Raw genomic sequence first — 6,831 nt, forward strand, 5'->3', positions numbered from 1 at the left:
TTGTTTGGCAAGGTCTGAAAGGCGCTCCCGTTTTTAATTCCTTGACCGGAGTAGCTTGTAATTATAAGATAAAGCAGACTTGGAATAAATTTATAAAATTAATAAAAGAGCCGCTTTCAAAACATTTCAGTTTCTTCAAGGTCAAGGCGGGCGAAAAGTTTAACCACAGGAATACATTTAGTATTTCGGGGATAGCGCTATGCTTCACTGCGTGCTAAATTTGAGCCCAACGCAAAAGATCGGCCTGAATGAGACGTTTTGAATCTTGCTCAAAAGGATAAATGGATAATCATAAACCTCAAATACTTGCTCCAGCAGGAAACAAGGCTTCGTTTCTTGCTGCAATTGCTGCCGGAGCAGACGCCGTTTATTGCGGACTTAAAAATTATTCTGCCCGCATGGAGGCAAAAAACTTTACAATTGAAGAACTTTCTCCTCTTTGCCGGCTTGCCCATGAGAATGGAGTTAAAGTATATGTCGCTTTAAATTCGCTTTTAAAACATGAAGATCTTTCTTTTGCCGCGGGTCTGATAGCGCAACTATCAAGGCAGGTTAAACCTGATGGTCTGATAATTCAGGATCTTGCACTAATAGACCTTGCAAAGCAAACAGGTTTTGAAGGCGAGCTTCATCTTTCCACACTTGCCAATGCAACCTTTCCTGCGGCTTTAAAGCTTATACGTGAAAACCTTGATATAGACAGGGTTGTTATCCCCAGGGAACTTTCCGTTGATGAAATTAAAGCTCTTGCCGCAGCCTGTCCCGAAAAGCTTTCTCTTGAATTATTTATACATGGAGCGCTTTGTTACGGAATTTCCGGCAGATGCTACTGGAGCAGTTATTTCGGAGGCAAAAGCGGGCTGCGTGGAAGATGCGTACAGCCCTGCCGCAGAATTTATACCCAGAAAGGCAAAACCGGCAGATTTTTTTCCTGTGTTGATCTCAGCCTTGACGTTTTATCAAAGGTTTTATTGCCGCTTTCTGAAATAAGCGCTTGGAAAATCGAAGGAAGAAAAAAAGGCCCTCACTATGTATATTATACTGTAAGTGCTTATAAATTATTCAGAGATCAGGGAAGTGACCCGGCACAGAAAAAAAATGCACTGGAACTGCTTTCACGCTCTCTTGGGAGAAAAGGCACACACTATAATTTTCTCCCGCAGAGACCTCAGAATCCTGTAAGCACAGATAGCCAGACTGGTTCGGGACTTCTTGTCGGTAAAATTAGCGGGCCGGGACAAAATCCATGGCTTTCACCAAATGAAGAGCTTTTGCCCAAAGACCTTCTTCGTATCGGCTATGAAGACGAGGTTTCTCATAATACATTGCGGGTGGGCAAATTTGTGCCCAAAAGAGGCCGGTTATATATAAAACCCTTAGCGGGTAGCAAATCAGCATCTGGATCATATGTATTTCTTACAGACAGACGTGAAAAAGCTCTTGAAGACATGATATCCGAACTTGAAAATAAAATTGTGAAAGAATCTCTGGCAAATGATCCGGAGTCAACATTTACCGCAAAACTGCCCAAAAGGTTCAAAGAGAATATACCAACCTGCGAGATTGATGTTTACAGAAATCATGCGCGATTAAATAAAGGAGCAAAACCCGGATTATGGCTTGATCCGGATGATATTAAAGAAAAAAAAATAAAAGATTACTCCTGCTGCTGGTGGCTTCCGCCCGTAACATGGCCGGATGAAGAAAAACAACTTAAAGAAAATATTGATTTTTTGATTTCCAGAGGCAGCAAAAACTTTGTTTTGAACGTTGCCTGGCAGATTGCTCTTTTTGATGGGATCAGAAATCTTAATATCTGGGCCGGGCCCTTTTGCAATATAGGGAATGTTCTTGCATTAAAAGTAATACACTCGCTTGGTTTTTCAGGCGCAATTGCAAGTCCTGAACTGGGGCGGGATGATTATCTGAATTTAATAAAAAACTCTCCGCTTCCGTTAGGAATGGTTCTTTCAGGGAACTGGCCCTTATCTATATCAAGAACTCTTTCCAGCCAGATCCAAACAGGTTATCCGTTTATCAGCCCAAAAGGGGAGCATGCCTGGGCAACAAAATACGGGTCAAACTTCTGGATTTATCCAAACTGGAGCATTGATCTGACGGATAAAAAAGAAGAACTGCTTAAAGCCGGCTACAGCATGTTTGTTAACCTTATAGAGCCGCTGCCTGCTGATATAATAATGAAAAAAAGAGAAGGTAAATGGAACTGGGGCATTGGATTGGCTTAGCGGGTTTACCTGTTATTTCCCATAGCGCTAAGGTAAGCGGCGGGGTTTTCGGAGCGGAGCGGAGAAAACCCCGCCTACTTCACCGCCGGATTGGGCGAACTCCAATTTGTATCTTTTCATACGTTCGAATAAACTCAGTTGTTTATATTTTGGTTCGTTATATTCAATTTCTGGTTCCTCTTTCATCCCTTTATCACCAACAGCGGAACACACTTCACCCCAATCTATAAAATATTCTTCATAATAATTAAAAGGATATTTACTATATTTTTTAACATCGTTACGAGTTGGAACATGTCCGATTTCTTCGGCAATTCTTTTAACTTCCAATTGCAGAGTCTTTTTAGGGATTAAATATTTCTGTTTTTTTAAACGTTTTACTCTGCTATTTTTAGCCGTTGGGGTACTTTTTTTCTTTGCAAAAGGATCAATTCCCGATCCTAACTCATCATGCCTATTTAGAGCTATTTTGTGATAAACTCCGCTTAACTCAAATCCGATAAATCTCCTGCCTAACTCCTGAGCAATTAAAGTTGTTGTTCCTGCGCCATTAAATGGGTCAAGTACGCATTCACCTTCTATGGTATATAATCCAATTAATCTGCGCATTAACTGAGGTGGCAGTTGGCAAGGATGATCAACCCGTTTCGAATTGTGTTTCAGTCGATGTATATCCCACCATAAATCAGATAGCTCTTCTCTATCCGTTAATTTTATTGAATTTCTTATTTTTATACATTGGTGTCTCACACAATACCATTGTTTCAACGTATTAAGTTCATAGTATCTTGTATCCCAATTAATTTTTTCTATCCTGCCGACTGCACCTCGTGGTTCCCCCTTGGACATACAAAGAATACCATAATGTGCAGGCATGATTTTCCTGACTGGCAGCCCCAGTGCCTCCCATGTAATCCATGATTGAAAATCCAGTTTGCTTTTTATATGTTGGAAATGCCTGACAAGCCATTGTGGTATATTTAAAACAGCAACAGTTCTCCCCGGTTTGATAACTCGTGCCAATTCATCTAACCATTTATCACACCATACGAAATATTCTTTAATATCAATAGCGTCATTCCAGTTGTGGTACTTCTTTTTTATATTATATGGGGGGTCTGCAAAAGCAAAGTCAATTGAATTATCTCTTATTTCTTTAAAAGCTTCGAAGCAGTCTTTATTTATGAGTCTGCTTTCTCCCGAATTATTAACTTCAAAGCTTGTTCTTTTTTTCATCTCTGCATTACGGTTATACTTTATAGATGATAACTCTCTTAAATCAATATAGTTAATAACTTTGTAAGGAAATAAACCGAACAAATCTTTTAGCCTTTCAATTATTTCAATTGGGTACATACTGTCATGATATGATATATCTCTCCATACATCTGACATTAAAGTCCCGTAGGGCGAATAAAGATGCTTTTTCCCCCCATAATCCTTTGTAGTTTTTTTACATGCAGGGCAATAAGTATAGGCTATCTGCGTTTTACAATGTATAAGCGGCTTTTTATATTTTGAAAAAATTATCAGGCCAACATGAGCATTTGGCAATTCGTTTTTATTAATGACAGGTTTGTCCCGACGAATACTTATCCACAATTTAAGAAACAACTTTTTTTGAAGGCTATGAATTAAATTGAGAGCGTTTTCAGGTGAAATAATAAAGGAAATTACACACTCATCAGACAATTCAAAAATAAACCGTTCAAGATTAAAGGAAATATTATTTATCTCTGTTGATGAATAAGCCAACTCAGTGTCAAGATGTAACAAATAAACGTTCTTGTTTGTTAAATCAGTATCGAGAAGATCACTCCAATTCTTTAAATTTATAGTATTCTCAATAAGCGGCTTAGAATTTTCACTTTTGTGTGCCATAATTAAATTTCAGCCTTTTTTATTGCAATTGCTAACTGTTTAATATCTTTATCATTATATGAAGCGCTGCAATCGCTGAAGTTAAGGATAGTCTGCAAAGCCGAACTTCTTTCGAAATTTCCTGCCCCATCTATGACATAAGCTATTCTGTGTCCGTATCGATGAAGCAGTTCTTGGCGTGCTTGTGCCTGCCCAGATTTTCGTTCGATAGTGCTATTCGTAGTAACCTGAAAACTTACTTCGATAGCCCAATACTTATTTTTAGGGGATTTTGCCACGATATCGAATTGAGTATCAGTTTTACCGGCATTCTGGCTAATATTTGGTATACTTTTCAGCGAAAAATCCCAGGATGGCAAATGCTTTTTCAACTTTTCCAAAACATAATTTTGTGCAAAATATCCCATTGCATTTGCTGTGGCTCCACCTGTAATTCTGCTAACCCAAATATACCTTTCCTTAACAAATTTTTCTATTGTTCTTTTTTCTCCTAACATTCCTCCGATAATACACTTTTCAACGATTTCATTCGGTAGACCAGGATTAATAGATGAACCGCCAAACAATAATAACATGCAGACATCTACTATCGATTCATCGGAATCTTTTTCGGATTGAATGCCAACACCATCGGTACAAAGCGACTTATTACTCCATGATGATTTATAAGAAAGACTCTTCAATTGATACTTTATGCTGTTTATTCTTCCAATTGAAAATCAGTTCATTATTATCTAAAATAGTTGGCAGTTCGCTTCTAAACCGCATTAATTTTTCTCCGCCAATATCAGATAAGACGCAAAGATGCTTTAAAAAAAGGTTGGATGGCATATCCTCAACTTTGTCTACAATTTGTTTCCATGCCATTGGATCAGAATCAGATAAATGAAGGATGCTAATGAATTTCTCATGACTCTTTAGCAGCAAGGGAATTACACTTGTCGATTGTTCTTTCTTGCATATTTCAATAGGCCAGAAAATTATTGCATTCTCTTTCAGTTCATCTACGGTTTTTTGCTTTTTCATATTACCATTATTTCTTTATTTATTAGTTCGGTCGCCCAACAACATAATCTACAAGTCTTTTTAATCCCGTTTGAACGTCATACTTTGGTGAGTAGGAAAGTTTTTGCACTGCAAGTGTTATATCTGCTACGGAGTGTTTGATATCTCCCTGTCTGGATTCGGCGAATTTAATCTCAAAATCACTGCCGGTAATATCTTTTAAAATTTCAAGCAAATCAAGCAAGGAAGTTTGTTTTCCTGAACCAATATTAAATATTTCACCACAGCCGATGCCCGGTGTATGCATTGCAAGAAGATTGGCCTGAACGATATCTTCTACAAAAACAAAATCCCTTGTCTGGCTTCCGTCTCCGTAAACAGTAGGAGATTCGCCTTTCAACACGGCTTCAACAAACCTGGAAATAACACCCGAATACATCGAACCGGGATCCTGGCGGGGGCCGTAAACATTAAAATATCTCAGGTTTACGGTTTCAAGACCGTATAGTTTGGAAAAAAGAGCAAGATATTGTTCGGAAGTAACCTTGGCAAGGCCGTAGGGAGACTCGGGTTCCGGTTTCATATCTTCTTTTTTGGGAAGCAACGGATTATTGCCGTAAGCAGCTGCGCTGGCAGCAAAGACCAGCCTCTTTACCCCTGCTTCGCGGGCTGCTAAAAGAACATTTATAGTTCCGGTTATGTTTATATCGTGATTGTCTTTCGGGCGTTTTACGGAATCAAATACGGATACAAGGGCTGCTTCATGAAAAACATAATCGATTCCTGCCATAGCGGCATTGATTGCGGAAATGTCTCTAATATCCGATTTGATGAATTCCACTTTATTTCTGAAAGAAGAAATGTTTTCTTCATATCCTGATGAGAGATTATCGAAGATTCTGACTGATTTTCCATCCCGGACAAGCTTTTCGGCTATGTGAGAGCCTATAAAGCCACATCCTCCGATAACAAGATATTTCATCAGCTTTTTACTCTCATGCTGCAGCCTTATTTAGCCTCAAGATGTTTTTTAAGCTGGTCTTCAAGCTTGGCGAAAAGATTTTTTTTCTTTTCAGCCTGCTCTGCCTGAATGGACTTTACTCTTTGGTCCAGTTCCTTTCTGGAGTTTTTGAATTTTTCCAGCTCTTCACCCATACTGCTTGTTTTGATATTTTTAGGAATATCCTCTAAAGCCAGATGGTTTTTTAAAAATAGTCTTGTTCCAAAGGGGCCTTCCACAATCTCAATTACTCCGGTTTCATCAAGTTTTCTGCAGATATAATTGCCCTGTTCAGGTGAAAAAGAAAGAAATTCAGAGATATTGTCTATAGATGGCGGTACGGAATTGCGGCGTTCAAGAATCCTGATAGCAGCAACCACAAGATGGGCATCGGAATAAAGATTTGTTTGTTCCATAGTTGTTAAAGCTACAATTGGTTTATAACTATTACAAAACTTTTAAAACCTGTATCTTGACATATAAATGCGGTCAGAGTAACATTTTTTAACATTTTGTCAAGCACCGCCTTTTTGCATTCAGCAATAGAAGATAAATGCTATAGTCCCTTAATTGTAAAGTTCTTGCAAAAATGGCAAAAGAATTTATTGGCAAGCGGTTCTGAGTCTTGCCAGTTCAGGGATTACGAACATCTCCCTGATCATTAAACCGGTAACGATAACGGCCTTGCCCAACTTAGTC

6 protein-coding genes are annotated in these 6,831 nt (G+C 38.7%); 1 reads left to right on the plus strand and 5 read right to left on the minus strand.

Features of this window, described 5'->3' with window-relative positions; translation table 11 throughout:
• The first annotated feature begins 281 nt into the window (after positions 1-281).
• A complete protein-coding gene (locus tag VXK47_RS00695; protein WP_435546852.1) occupies positions 282-2,246 on the plus strand; it encodes a peptidase U32 family protein in 1,965 nt (654 codons plus the stop codon).
• 27 nt (positions 2,247-2,273) lie between these two features.
• Here VXK47_RS00695 and VXK47_RS00700 read toward each other — a convergent pair whose 3' ends face one another.
• From VXK47_RS00700 to VXK47_RS00720, 5 genes are read right to left on the minus strand one after another with little or no spacing between them, the layout of a single operon-like run.
• Positions 2,274-4,127, minus strand: coding sequence for a DNA methyltransferase (locus VXK47_RS00700; protein WP_435546853.1), 1,854 nt, complete (start codon positions 4,125-4,127; stop codon positions 2,274-2,276).
• A 2-nt stretch (positions 4,128-4,129) separates the two neighbouring features.
• Entirely contained in the window at positions 4,130-4,810 is a 681-nt protein-coding gene (locus tag VXK47_RS00705) for a hypothetical protein (protein ID WP_435546854.1), read from the minus strand.
• Positions 4,791-5,153: a hypothetical protein gene (locus tag VXK47_RS00710; protein WP_435546855.1), complete on the minus strand. Its 363-nt coding sequence runs from the start codon at positions 5,151-5,153 to the stop codon at positions 4,791-4,793. Before VXK47_RS00710 ends, VXK47_RS00705 begins: the two co-directional genes overlap by 20 nt.
• A 22-nt stretch (positions 5,154-5,175) precedes the next feature.
• On the minus strand, positions 5,176-6,114 hold the full coding sequence (locus VXK47_RS00715) for an SDR family oxidoreductase (RefSeq protein ID WP_435546856.1): 939 nt from the start codon (positions 6,112-6,114) through the stop codon (positions 5,176-5,178).
• A gap of 26 nt (positions 6,115-6,140) precedes the next feature.
• Positions 6,141-6,548, minus strand: coding sequence for a hypothetical protein (locus tag VXK47_RS00720; protein ID WP_435546857.1), 408 nt, complete (start codon positions 6,546-6,548; stop codon positions 6,141-6,143).
• Positions 6,549-6,831: the final 283 nt, after the last annotated feature.

The organism is Desulfobacterium sp. N47 (genome assembly GCF_051233685.1).
Classification (GTDB): Bacteria; Desulfobacterota; Desulfobacteria; order Desulfobacterales; family RPRI01; genus RPRI01.

Coding starts and splice junctions, on each gene's coding strand:
- VXK47_RS00710 (WP_435546855.1), bottom strand. CDS start 5,153: ATGAAAAAGCAAAAAACCGTAGATGAACTGAAAGAGAATGCAATAATT.
- VXK47_RS00720 (WP_435546857.1), bottom strand. CDS start 6,548: ATGGAACAAACAAATCTTTATTCCGATGCCCATCTTGTGGTTGCTGCT.
- VXK47_RS00700 (WP_435546853.1), bottom strand. CDS start 4,127: ATGGCACACAAAAGTGAAAATTCTAAGCCGCTTATTGAGAATACTATA.
- VXK47_RS00715 (WP_435546856.1), bottom strand. CDS start 6,114: ATGAAATATCTTGTTATCGGAGGATGTGGCTTTATAGGCTCTCACATA.
- VXK47_RS00695 (WP_435546852.1), top strand. CDS start 282: ATGGATAATCATAAACCTCAAATACTTGCTCCAGCAGGAAACAAGGCT.